We start from the raw sequence: 18,917 nt of genomic DNA on the forward strand, positions 1-18,917 counted from the left end.
GCAAAGGCTGAAACCCGGCGCATGCGCCGTATCCGGCGTATCCACTTTGTCGGTATCGGCGGAGTCGGCATGTGTGGCATCGCCGAGGTGCTGCTCAACATGGGCTATGAAGTCTCCGGCTCGGATATCAAGGCCTCGCCGGTCACGACGCGGCTGGAAAGCTTCGGCGCCCATGTGTTTATCGGCCACCACGCGCATAACGTCGTAGAAGCCGACGTGCTGGTGATCTCCAGCGCCGTCAATGAGAGCAACCCGGAAGTCGCCCACGCCCTCGAGCGCCGGATCCCCGTGGTACCGCGGGCCGAGATGCTCGCCGAGCTGATGCGCTACCGACATGGCATCGCCGTGGCCGGGACCCACGGCAAGACCACCACCACCAGCCTGCTGGCGTCGGTGTTCGCGGCCGCCGGGTTGGACCCCACCTTCGTCATCGGCGGTCGCCTGAATGCGGCTGGAACCAATGCCCAGCTGGGCGGCAGTCGATTTCTGATCGCCGAGGCCGATGAGAGCGACGCCAGCTTCCTGCACTTGCAGCCGATGGTGTCGGTGGTAACCAATATCGACGCCGACCACATGAGCACCTACGAGGGCGACTTCAACAAGTTGAAGCGCACCTTTGTCGATTTTCTACACAACCTGCCGTTCTACGGCCTGGCCGTGCTGTGTATCGATGACCCGGTGGTGCGCGACATTCTTCCGCAGATCGCCCGACCAACTCTGACCTATGGCTTTACCGAAGACGCCGATCTGCGCGCCGTGGGCGTCCGCCAAGAAGGCATGCGTACCCACTTCACCGTGCTGCGCCATGGTCATGAGCCGCTGCCGGTAACAGTCAACATGCCCGGCAATCACAACGTCCTCAACGCCCTGGCCACCATTGCCATCGCCACCGATGAAGGTATCGGCGACGAGGCTATTGTCCAGGGCCTGTCGGGGTTTCAGGGGGTCGGCCGGCGCTTCCAGGTCTATGGCGAACTGCCGGTCGAGGATGGCAGCGTGATGCTGGTGGACGACTACGGGCATCACCCACGCGAAGTGGCAGCGGTGATCAAGGCCGTGCGCGGCGGCTGGCCGGAGCGCCGGCTGGTGATGGTCTATCAACCCCATCGTTTTTCCCGTACCCGCGATCTGTACGAGGATTTCGTGCAGGTGCTGGCCGAGAGCAATGTGTTGTTGCTGATGGAGGTCTTCCCGGCCGGCGAAGAGCCGATTCCCGGTGCCGACAGCCGCAATTTGTGCCACAGCATTCGCCAGCGCGGGCTGCTCGATCCGATTTACGTCGAGCGTGGCAGCGACCTCGCGCCTGTGCTCAAGCCGCTGCTGCGTGGCGGCGACATTCTGTTGTGCCAGGGCGCCGGTGACATCGGCGGGTTGGCGCCGCAACTGTTCAATCACCCGTTGTTTGCCGCAAGCGGCGAAGGAAGTGCGCAATGAGTGCCGCAGTGCAGTCCACTCTCGATCCGCAGGTGTTCGGTCGTGTTGCCGTGCTGTACGGCGGCAAGAGCGCTGAGCGTGACGTCTCCCTGAAATCGGGCACCGCGGTGCTCGCGGCCCTGCAGCAGGCTGGCGTGGATGCCTTCGGAATTGATGTCGGCGAGGACTTTCTGCAGCGTTTGGGCAGCGAGACGATCGACCGTGCCTTTATTGTGCTGCACGGTCGCGGCGGCGAAGACGGCAGCATGCAGGGCCTGCTGGAATGCCTGGACATTCCCTACACCGGCAGTGGCGTGCTGGCCTCGGCACTGGCCATGGACAAGCTGCGCACCAAGCAGGTGTGGCAGAGTCTGGGCCTACCGACGCCGCGTCATGCGGTACTGCGCAGCGAGGATGACTGTCGTGCTGCCGCTGAGGAGCTGGGCTTCCCGTTGATCGTCAAGCCGGCCCATGAAGGTTCCAGCATCGGGATGGCCAAGGTGACGGATGTCGAGGGCCTCATTGGCGCCTGGCGCGCTGCCAGTGTGTATGACAGCCAGGTGCTGGTCGAACAATGGATCCAGGGTCCGGAGTTCACCATCGCCGTGTTGCGCGGCGAAGTCTTGCCGCCAATCGCGCTGGGCACCCCCAATATATTTTATGACTACGAAGCGAAATATATCTCCAACGACACCCAGTACCGCATCCCTTGCGGCCTCGATGCCGAAAAGGAAGCCGAGCTGCGCGAACTGACTACCGAGGCGTGTGCGGCGGTGGGCACTCAGGGCTGGGCCCGGGTCGATGTCATGCAGGATGCCAAGGGGAATTTCTGGCTGTTGGAAGTCAACACCGTACCGGGCATGACCGACCACAGCCTGGTGCCTATGGCCGCCCGGGCGGCAGGTCTCGACTTCCAGCAACTGGTCCTGGCCATCCTGGCCGACAGCTTGGAAGCAAGGGGCTGACATGGGCGCTTTCCAGCTTCGTCATCAGCCCCCCGCAACCGGCCGCAAGCCGGCCCCCCGAGGCGCCAGTCGCCCGGTGGCCCGCGAGCCGTTGCGGGCGCGTTTGCCGAAGCTGGCACCGCAAACCCTCAAGCGCCTCGGCTGGGTTCTGATGCTGGTGGGATTGCTGTGGAGCGGCCATGAACTGACCCCGCGCCTGTTGCCCTTTATCGACCAGCCGATTGCCAGGATCGGAATCAACGGGGAACTCAACTACACCAGCGCGCAGACCGTGGAGCAACGCATCGGGCCTTTCGTCGAGAGCAGTTTCTTCAGCCTGGACCTGGCAGGGATGCGCGCCGCCCTGGAAAGCATGCCGTGGATCGCCAGCGCGGACGTTCGGCGCATCTGGCCGGATCAGGTGCAGATCCAGTTGCATGAATATCTGCCGATCGCCCGCTGGGGCGAAGAGGGGCTGCTCAACAACCAGGGCGAGGCGTTCGTACCTCGTGAATTGAGCACTTATCACTACCTGCCGCAGTTGCACGGCCCGGAGCGGGCCAAGCAGCGGATCATGCAGCACTACCAGGTACTGAGCCAAATGCTGCGCCCGTTGGGGTTCAGCATCCGCCGCCTGGAATTGCGTGAGCGCGGCAGCTGGTTCGTGTCGCTGGGGTCGGGTGAGGCGGGGCAGTCCCTTGAGCTGCTGCTTGGACGCGACCATATCGTTGAAAAAATGCATCGCCTGGTGGCCATTTATGACAAGGCCCTGAAATCGCAGATAGCCAACATCGAGCGCATCGATCTGCGTTATGCCAACGGCCTGGCCGTGGCGTGGCGCGAGCCGGTGAGCGACACGGCCGCCTCCGGGCGAACCGTGAATTGAGGAGAAGACAGCAGATATGTCAACTGTGCAGAGCGGCAAGATGATCGTCGGCCTGGACATCGGCACCTCCAAGGTGGTGGCGTTGGTCGGTGAGGTCGGCGATGACGGCCAACTGGAGATCGTCGGGATCGGCTCGCACCCTTCCCGCGGCCTGAAAAAGGGTGTGGTGGTGAATATCGAGTCCACCGTGCAGTCCATCCAGCGAGCGGTGGAAGAAGCCCAGCAAATGGCGGGCTGCTACATCCACTCAGCATTTGTCGGCCTGGCCGGTAACCATATTCGCAGCCTGAACTCCCACGGCATCGTGGCCATTCGTGATCGCGAAGTCAGTACTGCGGACCTCGAGCGCGTGCTGGATGCCGCACAGGCCGTCGCCATTCCAGCCGACCAGCGCGTATTGCACACGCTGCCGCAGGATTACGTGATCGACAACCAGGAGGGTGTGCGCGAGCCGTTGGGCATGTCCGGCGTACGCCTGGAGGCCAAGGTGCATGTGGTCACCTGTGCGGTGAATTCCGCGCAGAACATCGAAAAATGCGTGCGTCGTTGCGGCCTGGAAGTCGACGACATCATCCTCGAACAACTGGCCTCGGCCTATGCGGTGCTCACTGAGGATGAAAAAGAGCTGGGCGTGTGCCTGGTGGACATTGGCGGCGGCACCACCGACATCGCGATTTTCACTGAAGGGGCGATTCGCCACACCGCCGTAATTCCCATTGCTGGCGACCAGGTCACAAACGACATCGCCATGGCCTTGCGCACACCGACGCAGTATGCCGAAGAGATCAAGATTCGATATGCTTGCGCGCTTGCCAATCTGGCGGGCGCCGGGGAAACCATCAAGGTGCCCAGTGTCGGCGATCGACCGCCGCGGGAATTGTCCCGTCAGGCATTGGCAGAAGTGGTCGAGCCGCGCTACGACGAACTTTTCACGCTGATTCAGGCCGAACTGCGGCGTAGTGGCTATGAGGACATGATCCCGGCAGGCATCGTCCTCACCGGTGGGACCGCGAAAATGGAAGGCGCAGTCGATCTGGCCGAAGAAATCTTTCACATGCCGGTACGTCTAGGCGTGCCACATAGCGTCAAGGGACTGGCCAACGTGGTGCGCAACCCCATTTATTCAACGGGCGTGGGCCTACTGCTCTACGGGCTGAAGAAGCAGGCCGACGGCTTCATCATGCCCAGCCCCGGTACGTTTGGCGAAGACGCCAGGATACCTGTTCTGGAGCGGATGAAGCGGTGGTTCCAGGGCAACTTCTGACAAGCAGTAGCAGTAAGGTAAAACGAGAAGAGAGAGGAGAGGGAATCATGTTCGAGCTCGTAGATAACGTTACGCAAAACGCGGTCATCAAGGTGATCGGCGTCGGTGGCGGTGGTGGTAATGCCGTCAATCACATGGTCCGCAGCAACATCGAAGGCGTCGAGTTCATCTGCGCCAACACCGATGCCCAGGCGTTGAAAAACATTGGTGCGCGCACCGTGTTGCAACTGGGCCGCAGCGTGACCAAGGGCCTGGGTGCAGGAACCAATCCGGAGATCGGTCGCCAGGCGGCACTCGAAGACCGTGAGCGCGTGGCTGAAGTACTGCAGGGCGCGGACATGGTGTTCATCACCACAGGCATGGGTGGCGGTACCGGTACCGGTGCGGCGCCTATCATTGCGCAGGTAGCCAAGGAAATGGGCATCCTGACCGTTGCGGTGGTGACCCGTCCATTCCCCTTCGAAGGCAAGAAGCGCATGCTGGTGGCCGATGAAGGCATTCGCCAGTTGGCCGAATGCGTCGACTCGCTGATCACTATCCCCAACGAAAAATTGCTGACCATTCTCGGCAAGGACGCAACCCTGCTGTCCGCCTTCGCCAAGGCTGACGACGTGCTGTGCGGTGCGGTACGCGGTATCTCCGACATCATGCTGCGTGAAGGCCTGATGAACGTCGACTTTGCCGACGTGAAAACCGTGATGGCGGAAATGGGCATGGCGATGATGGGCACCGGCAGTGCCAGCGGCCCGAATCGTGCCCGTGAGGCTACCGAGGCGGCGATCCGCAATCCGCTGCTGGAAGACGTCAATCTGCAGGGCGCTCGCGGCATTCTGGTCAACATCACGGCGGGTCTGGACCTGTCCCTGGGCGAATACGCCACCGTGGGCGAGATCGTCAACGCCTTTGCATCCGACAATGCCACCGTTAAGGTGGGGGCGGTGGTCGACCCGGATCTGCGCGATGAGTTGCATGTGACTGTGGTCGCCACAGGGCTTGGCCCGGCCAAAGCCGAGAAGCCTGTCAAGGTGATCGATAACACGCTGCAGACCAACGCTACCGCAGCCTCTACGCCGGTCGCCGCGACTCAGCGGGGCGAGCCGGCGGCTGTTAACTATCGGGATCTGGAGCGGCCTACGGTCATGCGTAATCAGGGGCAGGCCTCCATGGCGCCCAAGCATAATCCGCAGGAAGATCTGGATTACCTGGATATTCCAGCATTCCTTCGTCGTCAGGCCGATTGACGGAGCTTATCAGGATGATTTGCGTGTTCGGTATTCAGCAAAGGCCGGGTCTGCTATGATTTCGGCCTTTGTTGACAAGAAACGCATTCGCGCATAAAGCAGCCACTGTCATGATCAAACAACGCACTTTAAAGAACATTATCCGCGCCACTGGCGTGGGCTTGCATTCTGGGGAAAAGGTTTACCTGACCCTGAAGCCTGCACCCGTGGACACCGGCATTGTGTTCCGCCGCGTCGACCTCGATCCCGTCGTGGAAATCTGCGCACGGGCTGAAAACGTCGGCGAAACCACCATGTCCACCACGCTTTATAACGGCGATGTCAAGGTAGACACCGTGGAACACCTGCTCTCGGCGATGGCCGGGTTGGGCATCGACAATGCTTATGTTGAACTGTCCGCCTCGGAAGTGCCGATCATGGATGGCAGTGCGGGACCCTTCGTCTTCCTGATTCAATCTGCTGGCCTGCAAGAGCAGGACGCACACAAGAAGTTCATTCGCATCAAGCGCGAGATCACCGTGCAAGACGGCGACAAGCGTGCGACCTTCGTGCCTTTCGAGGGCTTCAAGGTCAGTTTCGAAATCGATTTCGACCATCCGGTTTTTCGTGGACGCACCCAGACGGCAAGCGTGGACTTCTCCAGCACGTCGTTCGTCAAGGAAGTCAGCCGTGCGCGGACCTTTGGGTTCATGCGTGATATTGAATTCTTGCGCTCTCACAACCTGGCTCTGGGCGGCAGCGTCGAGAACGCCATCGTGGTCGATGAAAACCGCGTCCTTAATGAGGACGGTTTGCGCTACGAAGATGAATTCGTCAAACACAAGATACTGGATGCCATTGGTGACCTTTATCTGCTGGGCAACAGCCTGATTGGCGAGTTCCGTGGCTACAAGTCCGGCCATGCCTTGAACAACCAACTGTTACGTGAGCTGATCGCGCAAAAGGACGCTTGGGAAGTCGTAACCTTCGATGATACGAAGGATGCCCCCATTTCTTATATGCGTCCGGCTGCTGCTGTCTGATTCACCGAACTCTTCTCTTCTCTTTTCTTTTTTCAGGCCACCTTTGGGTGGCCTTTTTTTTGCCTGCAGCCTCGCCCACATCGGCATGTGGCGTGGACGAAGCATCTTGGTGCCTCGTAATGCAGTGCTCCGCCTGTTTCGGCGTGTGCTCATCTTTGCCTCCCAACAGGGCCTCGTTGCCCAGGCGATGCCGCCTATAAACGAGGTCCAGCCGATGACTGCGCTTCGGCGCCGCTGGGCTGCCCATGAGGCAACAATGGGCCGCTAATTGCCGCAAGCGGTGAGACATTGCCTCCTGCAGCCATGCGACAGACGGTAGCGCCAACGGAAATGCCTAATTGCCACCATGGTCTTTTTCTTGCATGATCGTATTGTGCTATCACGGCCGGTCGGGTTTTTTGACACGACTTGCCAGGCGTTCCAAGGCCTCTCGCAATTTTGGGTCATCGATAGCTGCTGCGGTTTCCTGAATGTTGCGTGCGGCAAAAGGAGTCAGTTCCGGTGTGTGACTGGGAGCACGGTTCGAGGTGTGAGGTGGTTGCACCTTGAACAGGATTCTCGTTAGGTTCGCGAACTCTTCGCACGCCTGCAATTGGCGCAGCAATCGGCGTTGTTGATAACGCAAGCGAGTGGCCCAGTGGCCGTCGGTGACGATCAGCAACAGGCAGCCCTCTCGCCAAGAAGCAACACGGCAATGTTCGCGGGCTGCGGGTTGTAATTGGCTTTCCAGGAGACGCTGAAGGATGGAGAGCCGTTGGGCCTCGCCAAACAGCGCTTTCAAGGGTTTCGCTTCGCGGAGGAGTGCAGCGGGAGCCCGGGCCGGTAAGGGACGAAAAGTCATGGCAGGACGCCTGATGTTGACAAAGGCGCATGGTAACAAAGCCAGGCAGCCGTATGCGTTACCAGGGGGATATATGCAAGTCATTCTACTCAGCCGGAGCCAGGGCGCGGCGCGCTCGTTCAGTCTCGATTCTCGAGTGCTCGCGGCGGGTATAACCACGTTGGCGATTGTGGTGCTGGCATCCGGCATCGCGCTGGGGGGGTACTTGCAGCCTTTTTTCAGTGACAAGGCGGCCAAGGTTGAGGCTCACCTTCAGCAGCAGCACGCTACCTTGAGCGAAGCGCGACGTGACGCACAACGTCAGTTAGATGCCTTTGGCGTCCATATTGCCGAGCTGCAGGCGCGCCTGACGCGGCTTGATGCGCTTGGCGAACGCTTGACAGAGCTGGCCAAGCTGGACGCACGCGAGTTTGATTTCTCTCTTAATGTAGGGCAAGGCGGTCCTGAAGAACTGATTGATAGCGCTGCATTCGCGCCGCCACCCTTCCTGCAGACGCTAGATGAATTGCTGGAGCGACTGGATAGCCGCGAACAGCAACTTGAAGTGCTTGAAGATGTGCTGGCTGAGCGCCGCTTGAGTGAAGCGGGCAGCGTTTCCGGGCGTCCGGTACGCCAAGGGTATTTGTCCTCTCCCTTCGGGCGTCGCACGGACCCGTTCAACGGTACGCCCCGTATGCACAAGGGGGTCGACTTTGCGGCCCGCGAAGGCACCGAGGTCGTCGCGGTCGCGGCAGGAGTCGTGACGTGGTCGGGCCGCAAGAGTGGTTATGGCACCACAGTGGAAATCAGTCACGGCGATGGCTACAAGACGCTTTATGCCCACAATAGGGAAAACCTCGTGCAGTTAGGTGAGTTGGTCAAGCGTGGCCAGGCCATCGCCAGAGTGGGCAGCTCCGGACGTTCCACAGGGCCTCATGTGCACTTCGAGGTCATCAAGAATGGCCGTCAGGTCAACCCGTACAGCTTTATCGCCAACGCGAAAAGTGCCAAGTAAGCGCTGATAAGGGCGCTTTCTTGATCTTCGTTTCCGGGTAGAATGCTGTCTTTCGTGTGCGATCAACAGGTCGCGCGGGCGGCTGTCTGGTCGTCCTCCATTCCTATGTGTGGAAGAACTAGTCGATATGTTTGCGCCTTTGTTGAGAAAACTCTTTGGAAGCAAGAACGAACGGGAAGTCAAACGCATGCTCAAGACGGTGCAGGCCGTCAATGCGCTCGAAGAGCAGATGCTGGCACTGTCTGATGAGCAATTGCGGGACAAGACCCTAGAGTTTCGAGCCCGGCTCGGCAAAGGCGAAACCCTTGATCAGTTGTTACCCGAAGCCTTCGCCGTGGCACGCGAGGCGGGCAAGCGGGTCATGGGTATGCGCCACTTCGATGTCCAGCTGATTGGCGGCATGACGCTGCACGATGGCAAGATTGCCGAAATGCGCACCGGCGAGGGCAAGACCCTGGTCGGCACCCTGGCGGTGTACCTCAATGCACTGGAAGGCAAAGGCGTGCATGTGGTTACGGTCAACGATTACCTAGCCCGCCGCGATGCCAACTGGATGCGTCCGCTGTATGAATTCCTCGGCCTGAGCGTGGGAATCGTCACTCCCTTCCTGCCGCCGGAAGAAAAGCGCGCTGCATATGCCGCCGATATTACTTACGGCACCAACAACGAATTCGGTTTCGACTACCTGCGCGACAACATGGCGTTTAGCCTGGAAGAAAAATTCCAGCGCGAACTGAATTTCGCCGTGATCGACGAAGTCGACTCTATTCTGATCGACGAGGCGCGTACTCCGTTGATCATCTCCGGCCAGGCCGAGGACAGTTCCAAGCTGTATCAGCAGATCAACCAGCTGATCCCGCGTCTCAAACGCCAGGTCGAGGAAGTCGAAGGGCAGGAAACGCGAGTTATCCAGGAAGGTCACTACAGCATCGACGAGAAGACCCGCCAGGTCGAACTCAATGAAGCTGGCCATCAGTTTGTCGAAGAACTGCTCAGCCAGGTCGGCTTGCTGGGCGAAGGGGAAAGCCTCTATTCGGCGCATAACCTGTCGCTGCTGACCCATGTCTATTCCGGCCTGCGCGCTCACAAGCTGTTCAATCGCAACGTCGAATACATCGTGCAGAACGATCAGGTCCTGCTGATCGACGAACACACCGGTCGTACCATGCCAGGGCGTCGCCTATCCGAGGGTCTGCATCAGGCCATCGAGGCAAAAGAAGGTCTGCCGATTCAGGCGGAGAGCCAGACCCTGGCCTCGACTACCTTCCAGAATTACTTCCGCCTCTACAAGAAGCTGGCCGGCATGACCGGCACGGCCGATACCGAAGCGTTCGAGTTCCAGCAGATCTATGGCCTGGAAGTGGTGGTGATCCCCACCAACAAACCAGTGGCGCGCAAGGACTTCAATGACCTGGTCTATCTCACCCAGGAAGAGAAATTCCAGGCCATCATCGCCGACATCCAGGAATGCCAGGCTCAGGGCCGCCCGGTGCTGGTGGGTACGGCCTCGATCGAAAGCTCCGAGTACGTCTCTCAGCTGCTCAATCAGGCCGGCATTCAGCACAACGTGCTTAACGCCAAGTTCCACGAAAAAGAAGCCGAGATCGTCGCCCAGGCGGGCCGGCCGGGTGGCCTGACCATTGCGACCAACATGGCCGGCCGGGGTACCGACATCGTGCTGGGCGGCAACTGGGAAGTTGAAGTCGCCGCGCTAGAGCTAGCCAGCCAAGTACCGCCGACCGCAGAACAGATTGCGCAGATCAAGGCTGACTGGCAGAAGCGCCACCAGCAGGTGATCGAATCCGGCGGTTTGCATGTGATTGCGTGCGAGCGACACGAATCGCGGCGCATCGACAATCAGCTGCGTGGTCGTTCCGGACGCCAGGGTGACCCAGGTTCCAGCCGTTTCTACCTGTCGCTGGAAGACAGCCTGATGCGCATCTTCGCCTCCGACCGCGTGAAGAACTTCATGAAGGCGCTGGGCATGCAGTCCGGTGAGGCCATTGAGCATCGCATGGTCACCAACGCCATTGAAAAGGCCCAGCGCAAGGTCGAGGGCCGGAACTTCGATATTCGTAAGCAATTGCTGGAATTCGATGACGTAGCCAACGAGCAGCGCAAAGTGATCTACCACATGCGCAACAGCCTGCTGGCCGCCGCCGATGTGGGGGACACCATCAGTGAATTCCGCGATGAGGTGCTGGACAGTGCCATTAACCAGCACATGCCGCCGCAATCGCTGCCCGAACAATGGAATATCAAGGGTCTGGAATCCACTCTGAAAAGCGACTTCGCCTTGGATCTGCCGTTGCAGGAGTGGCTCGACGAAGACGACAAGCTCTACGAAGACACGCTGCGTGAGAGGATCCGCGAGGCGCTGTTGGCCGCTTATGCGCAGAAGGAAGAACTGGCTGGTGCCGAGACGATGCGCACCTTCGAGAAGCAGATCCTGCTGCGTGTGGTCGACGATCTATGGAAGGATCACCTGTCCACCATGGACCACTTGCGTCACGGGATTCACTTGCGCGGTTATGCGCAAAAGAACCCCAAGCAGGAATACAAGCGCGAGTCCTTCAACCTGTTCCAGGAACTGCTGGACACCATTCGCCGCGACACCATTCGTGTTCTGTCGCACGTTCAGGTGCGCCGCGAAGACCCGGCCGAGGAAGAGGCGCGTCTGCGTCGCGAAGCCGAAGCGCTGGCCCAGCGCATGCAGTTTGAGCATGCCGCTGCCCCGGGACTGGAACCCGAGCGACCGGAACCGGTCCCAGCTCAGGCGCCTGCCGTGACAACCGTGCGGACCGAGCCGAAGATCGGCCGGAACGAGCCATGCCCCTGTGGTTCCGGTAAGAAGTACAAGCACTGCCACGGGCAGGTTAGCTAACGCCACCCCGTTCATTGCTGATCAGCGCCGCGACCGGATCTTCCGCTCGCGGCGTTTTTCCTTACACTGCAACGCCGTTACGGCGACTTTCACTTTCTGATTTAGGAGCGCTTCCATGGCTGTTGGTCTTGGCCCTCTGCCCACCCTGCATCCGGTTCCCGGTTTTGAACTCGGCATCGCCTCTGCTGGCATCAAGCGCGTCGGACGCAAGGACGTGGTAGTGATGCGCTGTGCGGAAGGTTCGCGCGTAGCCGGGGTGTTCACCTTGAATGCCTTCTGCGCCGCGCCAGTGATACTCGCCAAGCAGCGTGCCCAGGGTGAGGTGCGTTATCTGCTGACCAATACCGGCAACGCCAATGCGGGAACCGGCGAGCCGGGCCTGCGCGCCGCCGAGCGCACCTGCGCCAAGCTGGCGGAGCTGACTGGTGTGGCCGCCAGCGCCGTGCTGCCTTATTCCACGGGCGTGATCGGTGAGCCGCTGCCGGTAGAGAAAATCGAAGCTGCGCTGCCCGCGGCCCTGGCCGATCTGGCCGAGGATCATTGGGCCCAGGCTGCTGAGGGCATCATGACCACCGACACCCTGCCCAAGGGTGCCAGCCGCCAGTTCCAGCATGACGGCGTGACCGTCACCGTCACCGGCATTTCCAAGGGTGCCGGGATGATCCGGCCGAACATGGCCACCATGCTCGGTTACATCGCCACCGACGCCAAGGTTGCCCGTGATGTGCTGCAGGATCTGGTGCGCGATGCGGCGAACAAATCCTTCAACCGCATCACCATTGATGGCGACACCTCGACCAACGATTGCTGCATGCTGATCGCCACTGGCAAGGCTAACCTGCCGGAAATCACCGCGGCCAGCGGCGAGCTGTTCGCCAAGCTCAAGCAAGCGGTGTTTGAGGTGTTCATGGAAGTCGCCCAGTCCATCGTGCGTGACGGCGAAGGCGCGACCAAATTCGTCACCGTGCAGGTCAACGGCGGTGGCACCCATCAGGAATGCCTGGATGTCGGCTACGCCGTGGCCCATTCGCCCCTGATCAAGACCGCGCTGTTCGCGTCCGACCCCAACTGGGGACGCATTCTCGCGGCTGTCGGCCGCGCCGGTGTGCCCCAGCTGGACGTGGGCAAGATTGATGTCTACCTCGGCGAGGTCTGCATCGCCAGTCAAGGCGGTCGCGCCTCGACCTACACTGAGGAGCAGGGCGCAGCAGTCATGGCACAAGCCGAAATCACCATTCGGATCGAGTTGGGCCGTGGCGCGTGCAGTGAGACCATCTGGACGACCGACCTGTCCCATGAATACGTGAAGATCAACGCGGAATACCGCACCTGATCGGCTGGCCGCAGGCTGCACGTTCGCCGGGTGGGTAGGCGCGTTACGGAACCTGTTGGACGGCTCCGTCACCCATCCACCTTGCAATACCTGGCAGCTTGCGGAGGCTGTTATGTCCCTGACTCTGATAATCGGCAACAAGAACTACTCCTCCTGGTCGCTGCGGGCCGCGCTGGTCTTGGCGCTGACCGGCGTGCGGTACCAGGAACGGCGCATTGTCCTCGGCCAGCCTGAAACCCAGGCGCGGCTGCGGGAGTTCTCGCCCAGCGGCAAGGTCCCCGTGCTGCTTACCGAACTGGGCCCGGTGTGGGACTCTCTAGCGATTGCCGAATACCTGGCCGAGCGATTTCCCGAGGCCCATTTGTGGCCGCGCGGCGAGTATGGCCGTGCTCTGGCGCGTTCGATGTGCGCGGAAATGCACAGTGGCTTCGTGGCGCTGCGTACCCATCTGCCTATGGACCTCAAGCGCCAGGTCGAGCTGACTGATCTGCCCAGCGACGCCCGGGTTGATATCGAACGCATGTGCGCCTTGTGGCTGAGTTGCCGGCAACGGTTTGGTGCCGACGGCCCCTTTCTCTTCGGCCATCCAAGCATTGCCGATGCGTTTTTTGCCCCCGTGGCCGCGCGCTTTCACAGCTACGCAGTCGCGCTGCCCCCCGTAGCGGCGGACTATGTGGCGATTATTTATCAGTGGCCGGCTTTCCAGCGCTGGTACCGGGCGGCCCTGCAGGAAACGGAGACCTTGGAATGAAACGTGTACATGTGGCCGCGGCGGTGATTCGTGGCGGCGACGGCCGCGTGCTGCTCGCCCGGCGCCCGGATGACAAGCATCAGGGTGGCTTGTGGGAGTTTCCGGGCGGCAAGGTGGAAGAGGGCGAGCCTGTCTTCGAGGCGCTGGCCCGCGAGCTGCATGAGGAGCTGGGGATTGTCGTGCGCGCGGCACAACCGCTGATTCAGATTCCCCACGATTATCCAGACAAGCACGTCCTGCTGGATGTCTGGGAGGTCACGGCTTTTGACGGCCAGCCCCATGGTGCCGAAGGTCAGCCGCTGGCCTGGGCGGCGGCCCGGCAACTGTCGGAGTACGAGTTTCCCGCAGCCAATGCGCCCATCGTTGCCGCCGCGCGGTTGCCGGAGCATTACCTGATCACGCCGGAGGGCCTGTCGGCGCAGGAATTGCTCACGGGGCTGAAACGGGCGCTGGAGCGTGGTGTACGGCTGATTCAACTGCGCGCACCGGCCATGTTTGATGCGCAGTACCGGGACTTGGCCGTGGATGCGGTTGGGCTGTGCGCCGGGCGTGCACAACTGATGCTCAAGGGACCGCTGGAATGGTTGGGGGATTTTCCATCCGCAGGCTGGCACCTGAGCAGCCAGCAGCTACGCCGCTACGTTGAGCATGGACGGCCCTTCCCACCGGAGCGCTGGCTAGCGGCGTCCTGTCACAACGCTGAAGAACTGGTCATGGCCGAGCAGATGGGCGTGGACTTCGTCACGCTGTCTCCCGTGCTGCCTACCGAGACTCATCCCGAGGCTGCGCCATTGGGCTGGGAACATGCTCGAGAGCTGACCCAGGGCTGCACGCGACCGGTGTTTTTTCTCGGCGGGCTGGCGCCGGACGGTGTGATGCGAGCCAGGGAATGTGGGGCGCAGGGCATCGCTGCGATCCGAGGGCTTTGGCCCCAGGGCTAGCGGGTAGGCTGACCCCCTCTCAGTTCCGCCGCGCAACTCATCGTGAAACTTCAGCATTGCCCAGCGTCGCTTGGCGGTTCTTTCTTATGGGGAAACGGGTGCCTGCAGAGCCTGCCTTGACAACAAGCAGGTGCTCTGAACAAAGCTGGCCCAAATATTGTATGAGGCGTCCTGCAGACGTTGATAGCGAAGCAATGCCAATTTTATGGCTTTGTTCGTGATGCACGTGTGCATCCTGCCGGTCTGCCCACCAGTGCATGACCAGGCGCTAAGTGAGCCCTCCTGCTGTGCGTGTGGGTTCTGTAGTTGGCTAATCGTGGATTCATCATGCAATTTATCCAATCCAAGCGGCTTGTGACGAGCCTGAGCATTCTCGGTCTGATCGGTGTGTTCGCATTTGCCTGGTTCGACAAGCCCGGCGTCGAGCTGGCAGGTTTTGCGGTTGCGCAGGTAGCACTTCCCGCTGATTCAGCTCAGGTACCGGTCTACACCAGCCGTTTCGCATCATCGGACCTGGATGATTTCGTGCATTCCTCAGCTGTCGCCGCACTGCCTGACGGTGGTTTGATGTCGGTCTGGTTTGCCGGCACTCGCGAAGGCGCCGCCGACGTGCAGATTCGAGGGGCGCGCTACGATGCGCAGACCGGGGAGTGGGGCGAGGAAATGGTCCTGGCTACCCGTGAATCGACCCGTGATGGAATCCAGAAATACATCCGCAAACTGGGCAACCCCGTCATTGTCATGACGCCTGACAATCGCCTGTGGCTGTTTTATGTCTCGGTATCGCTGGGCGGCTGGGCTGGCAGCGCGATCAACGCCACTTACTCGGACGACCTGGGCACCAACTGGTCGACGCCGCGCCAACTGGTTACCTCACCCTTCCTGAACATCAGCACGCTGGTGCGCAGCGCGCCGGTGGTGCATGCCGATGGCTCGATCGGTCTGCCGGTCTATCATGAATTTCTTGGCAAGTTTTCCGAATACCTGTACCTGGATCGCGATGGCCAGGTGATCGACAAATTCCGCATCAGTCACGGCACGGATAATTTGCAGCCGACCGTGGTGCCGCTGGATGAGCAACGCGCGGTGGCGATGTTGCGCTATGCGGGCAAGGGAGAACGTCACGTACTGGCCAGCCGCACCGAGGATGGCGGTCGCACGTGGAGCGAGCCGCAGGCGCTGCAGCCGCAAAACCCGAACTCCTCCTTGGCGGCGGTGGGCACGTCAGGCCATGGTCTGCTGGTGGCCCTGAACGACCTGAGCAATGGTCGGTTCCGTCTGAGTCTGTATGGCACTGATGCAGACATGAGCCAATGGCGTCCGGTCGTCGAGCTGGATCAGTCGCCAGACCCGCAGGGTAATCCCTTTGCCGAGGCGGAGTACCGCAACCTGATCAGTGAAGAGTTCATGCGCTCCAGTGGTGAGCGCCGCCAGGGCCTGCTGCCGGCCTTCATGTCCAATATCGATCAGCGCAACTGCAAGCGTGGCGAGTGCGATTTCGAATACGAATACCCCTATTTCATTCGCGGATCGAACGGGTTTTATCACGTGGTCTATTCGTGGAATAACACTTTCATCAAACACGTCAGTTTCAACGATGCTTGGCTTGAGGAACGTCTGTAATGCTTGATTTATGGCATATCCATCTCAGTTTTGCCCTGGTGGCGTTCCTGCTGCTGCCCACGGGTAAATTGTCGTTGCGCACTCAATGCATTGTACTGGCCGGTCTGCTGCTGATCAGCTATGTGCCGGTGGACGATCTGCCACTGGCCATTTACCTGCGCACGCTTGCCCATGATGTGTCGATCGTTACCCTGCTGGGATTGGGTTGGGTCACCCTGGTGCGCTTGGGCTGTGTCGAACGCCTGGCCAGCCCGCAGCGCTGGCAGCTCATCGTGCTGTTTGGGGTGATGGGGTTAGTGCTTTATCCCGCCACATTGGGAATGACACCTTTCGATCCGTATCGCCTCGGGTACAATCCGCGCGCAATGATTGTGGTGATTGGAGCGCTGGCCCTGCTGATGCTGTACTGGCGCAACGGGCTGGCGGTGGCAATGCTCGCGCTGGCCACGCTGGGCTTTAGCCTGGAGCTGATCTCGTCGGATAACTATTGGGATTACCTGCTCGATCCGTTTGTCGCGATGTACTGCTGGGGTGCGCTGTTTGTCGGCGCTGTCCGGCTGTGCTTGCCGCGACGCGCCAACGTCCTGGCGGACTGAATCACCCGAGCAAAGCTGCGGTTCTGCGTTTTTGCGCAGGACCGCATTGTCATTTGTGGAAAGGCCCCTCCGGCTTTGGAACGTACATAACCAGCATTGTTAGCGAGCCACGAGCTGCCGGCGGCGTGCCTGGAATAAGAGGTGGAATGATGGATTGGCTGCAATCGCGCCGTTTGCACTATGTAGTCGGCGCAGTCGCGCTGCTGTTCGCGCTGTTCGCCGCGTTGCGGTTAATGTTCTTCTTTGGCTTTTCCGGGCTCGACAGCAGCGCCCTGAGCGGTGTTGAAGCCGTACCCGAAACCCTAGGCATCGGCCTGCGTTTCGACCTGCGCCTGGCGATCCTGGTGTTGCTGCCGGTTGCCGTCCTGGCCTGGCTGCCCCGCTGGAACCTGACCCGCGTAACGGCGCTGCGCTGGGTCGCTCGTGCTTATCTGGCCTTGGCGCTGGCCGCGCTGCTGATGATCTACATCATCGACTTTGGCCACTACGCCTACTTGGGTGTGCGCATCAATGCCACGGTGTTCCGCTTCCTGGAGGATGCGCAGATTTCCACCGACATGGTCTGGCAGACTTATCCGGTCGTGTGGATCACCCTGGGCTGGCTGCTGACCAGTGTACTGGCCTGGTTCGCCCTGGTGCGTCTGGAACGCATCACCCTGGATCGCCCCGCCAAGCGCCTGAAGAGGTGGTCGCTGGTCTGGGGCAGCGTCGTGATGGTGCTGGTACTGTTTTTCGCGTTGCTCGGGCGTATCTCGGGTGTGAACCTGGAAAACCCGGTGCCGCTGCGCTGGAGCGATGCATTCTTCTCCGGCGACAACCAGGTGTCCGCCCTGGGCCTGAACCCCGTTCTGTTCCTGTATGACACCTCCCGCGTATCCCGCACGCCTTATGAGGAAGACGTGGTGCGCCAGTACTACCCGGCCATCAGTCACTACCTGGGTGTGCAGGAGCCGGATGCCCAAGCGCTGAATTTCCAGCGTACGCAGGCACCGCAGCCTTATCAATTGCAGGCTGAGCGTCGACCGAATGTGGTCTTCGTCATGCTCGAATCCTTGGGTACCAGTGCGGTCGGTGCTTACGGCAATCCCCTGAACCCGACGCCGAACATCGACCGCCTGGCCAAGGAGAGTTGGTTCTTCGAACATTTCTACGTGCCGGTGACCGGCACGGCCAAAACCGTGTGGGCGAGCATTACCGGGATTCCCGATGTGTCCCGCGAGCAAACCGCCACGCGCAACCCGTTGATCACCAATCAGCACACCCTGATCAATGCGTTGAAAGGCTACGAGAAGTTTTACCTGATCGGTGGCAACTCCGGTTGGGCCAACATGAATGCCCTGGTTCGTCAAAGCATTGACGATGTGCAGCTGTATGAAGAGCGCCATTGGCAATCGCCGCTGGTGGATGTCTGGGGAATTTCCGACCTCGACCTGTTCAAGGAGAGCGACACGATCTTGCAGGCGGTTGCCGACGACACGCCGTTCTTCGCTTATATCCAGACAGCCGGCAACCATCGTCCTTTTACCATTCCCAAGAACAATGACGGCTTCCAGGTCAGCGAACTCACTCAAGACGAGGTTCGTGAGTACGGTTCGGTCACCAAGGCTCAATATGAAGCCGTGCGGCTGCTCGACTTCAACATTGGTCGACTGATGGAAATCGCCAAGGCCGGGGGCTGGTACGACGACACCATCTTTGTCATGTTCGGCGACCACAACACGCGCATCACCCAGTTGCCGCACATGCCGCCAGCCTTCGAAAAACTGGGGCTGGAAAGCAACCATGTACCGTTGTTGATTCACGGGCCGAAATGGCTGCAACCCAAGACGTTTGACGAAGCTGTCGGCCTGGCTGACCTACTGCCGACCGTTGCCGGCCTGCTGGGCTTCGAGTTCCAGAACGGCACTCTGGGCCGTGATATCCAGCAGCCCGCCCCAGAAGGCGAGCGGGTGGTGCCCCTGGTGTTGCTCGAAGGCACCTTCCCAATCATTGGCGGGGTCACCAAGGATTTCCTGGTGCAGATGAACCATGACGGCAGTAAGCCGACCATGCACGATCTCGCCTCGCAAATGCCTCTGGATAATGTCGCCGACGAGCATCCAGAAGAGTTCCAGCGGCTGTTGGAACTGACCCACGGCTTGCATGAAGCAGCGCGCTTAATGATGTATCAGAACGTACGCTGAC

15 protein-coding genes are annotated in these 18,917 nt (G+C 60.4%); 14 read left to right on the forward strand and 1 reads right to left on the reverse strand.

The window, feature by feature from the left end:
- The first annotated feature begins 21 nt into the window (after positions 1–21).
- The 6 genes from murC (at position 22) to lpxC (ending at position 6,770) form a co-directional block, all read left to right on the forward strand.
- Positions 22–1,434: a UDP-N-acetylmuramate--L-alanine ligase gene (murC, locus tag H9642_RS02850; RefSeq protein WP_251835354.1), complete on the forward strand. Its 1,413-nt coding sequence runs from the start codon at positions 22–24 to the stop codon at positions 1,432–1,434.
- Positions 1,431–2,378, forward strand: a complete 948-nt coding sequence (locus H9642_RS02855) for a D-alanine--D-alanine ligase (RefSeq protein ID WP_251834890.1) — start codon at positions 1,431–1,433, stop codon at positions 2,376–2,378. The genes murC and H9642_RS02855 overlap by 4 nt, the downstream gene beginning before the upstream one ends.
- A gap of 1 nt (position 2,379) precedes the next feature.
- A complete protein-coding gene (locus tag H9642_RS02860; RefSeq protein WP_251834891.1) occupies positions 2,380–3,243 on the forward strand; it encodes a cell division protein FtsQ/DivIB in 864 nt (287 codons plus the stop codon).
- Between the two features lie 16 nt (positions 3,244–3,259).
- Positions 3,260–4,507: a cell division protein FtsA gene (gene ftsA, locus H9642_RS02865; protein ID WP_251834892.1), complete on the forward strand. Its 1,248-nt coding sequence runs from the start codon at positions 3,260–3,262 to the stop codon at positions 4,505–4,507.
- 47 nt (positions 4,508–4,554) lie between these two features.
- Entirely contained in the window at positions 4,555–5,748 is a 1,194-nt protein-coding gene (gene ftsZ, locus H9642_RS02870) for a cell division protein FtsZ (protein WP_251834893.1), read from the forward strand.
- Between the two features lie 110 nt (positions 5,749–5,858).
- Positions 5,859–6,770 (forward strand): UDP-3-O-acyl-N-acetylglucosamine deacetylase, encoded by a 912-nt coding sequence (gene lpxC / locus H9642_RS02875; protein WP_251834894.1) that lies wholly within the window; start codon positions 5,859–5,861, stop codon positions 6,768–6,770.
- Between the two features lie 379 nt (positions 6,771–7,149).
- Here lpxC and H9642_RS02880 read toward each other — a convergent pair whose 3' ends face one another.
- Positions 7,150–7,611 (reverse strand): DciA family protein, encoded by a 462-nt coding sequence (locus H9642_RS02880; RefSeq protein WP_251834895.1) that lies wholly within the window; start codon positions 7,609–7,611, stop codon positions 7,150–7,152.
- Positions 7,612–7,684: 73 nt separating this feature from the next.
- Here H9642_RS02880 and H9642_RS02885 point away from each other — a divergent pair, with 73 nt between their 5' ends.
- From H9642_RS02885 to H9642_RS02920, 8 genes are all read left to right on the forward strand, one after another.
- Positions 7,685–8,605 carry a M23 family metallopeptidase gene (locus H9642_RS02885; protein WP_251835355.1) on the forward strand — a complete coding sequence of 307 codons (921 nt, stop codon included), beginning with the start codon at positions 7,685–7,687 and terminating at the stop codon, positions 8,603–8,605.
- A gap of 127 nt (positions 8,606–8,732) precedes the next feature.
- Positions 8,733–11,489, forward strand: coding sequence for a preprotein translocase subunit SecA (secA, locus tag H9642_RS02890; protein ID WP_251834896.1), 2,757 nt, complete (start codon positions 8,733–8,735; stop codon positions 11,487–11,489).
- Positions 11,490–11,604: 115 nt separating this feature from the next.
- Positions 11,605–12,822 carry a bifunctional glutamate N-acetyltransferase/amino-acid acetyltransferase ArgJ gene (argJ, locus tag H9642_RS02895; RefSeq protein WP_251834897.1) on the forward strand — a complete coding sequence of 406 codons (1,218 nt, stop codon included), beginning with the start codon at positions 11,605–11,607 and terminating at the stop codon, positions 12,820–12,822.
- A 112-nt stretch (positions 12,823–12,934) separates the two neighbouring features.
- The gene (locus H9642_RS02900; protein ID WP_251834898.1) at positions 12,935–13,573 is read left to right on the forward strand and encodes a glutathione S-transferase family protein; all 639 of its coding nucleotides are present in this window, start codon (positions 12,935–12,937) and stop codon (positions 13,571–13,573) included.
- Entirely contained in the window at positions 13,570–14,514 is a 945-nt protein-coding gene (locus H9642_RS02905) for a Nudix family hydrolase (protein ID WP_251834899.1), read from the forward strand. The genes H9642_RS02900 and H9642_RS02905 overlap by 4 nt, the downstream gene beginning before the upstream one ends.
- Before the next feature lie 327 nt (positions 14,515–14,841).
- A complete protein-coding gene (locus H9642_RS02910) occupies positions 14,842–16,137 on the forward strand; it encodes a sialidase family protein (protein ID WP_251834900.1) in 1,296 nt (431 codons plus the stop codon).
- Positions 16,137–16,733, forward strand: coding sequence for a hypothetical protein (locus H9642_RS02915; protein WP_251834901.1), 597 nt, complete (start codon positions 16,137–16,139; stop codon positions 16,731–16,733). The genes H9642_RS02910 and H9642_RS02915 overlap by 1 nt, the downstream gene beginning before the upstream one ends.
- 149 nt (positions 16,734–16,882) lie before the next feature.
- Positions 16,883–18,916: an LTA synthase family protein gene (locus tag H9642_RS02920; RefSeq protein ID WP_251835356.1), complete on the forward strand. Its 2,034-nt coding sequence runs from the start codon at positions 16,883–16,885 to the stop codon at positions 18,914–18,916.
- Position 18,917 lies beyond the last annotated feature (1 nt).

This window comes from Serpens gallinarum (assembly GCF_014836765.1).
GTDB lineage: Bacteria > Pseudomonadota > Gammaproteobacteria > Pseudomonadales > Pseudomonadaceae > Serpens > Serpens gallinarum.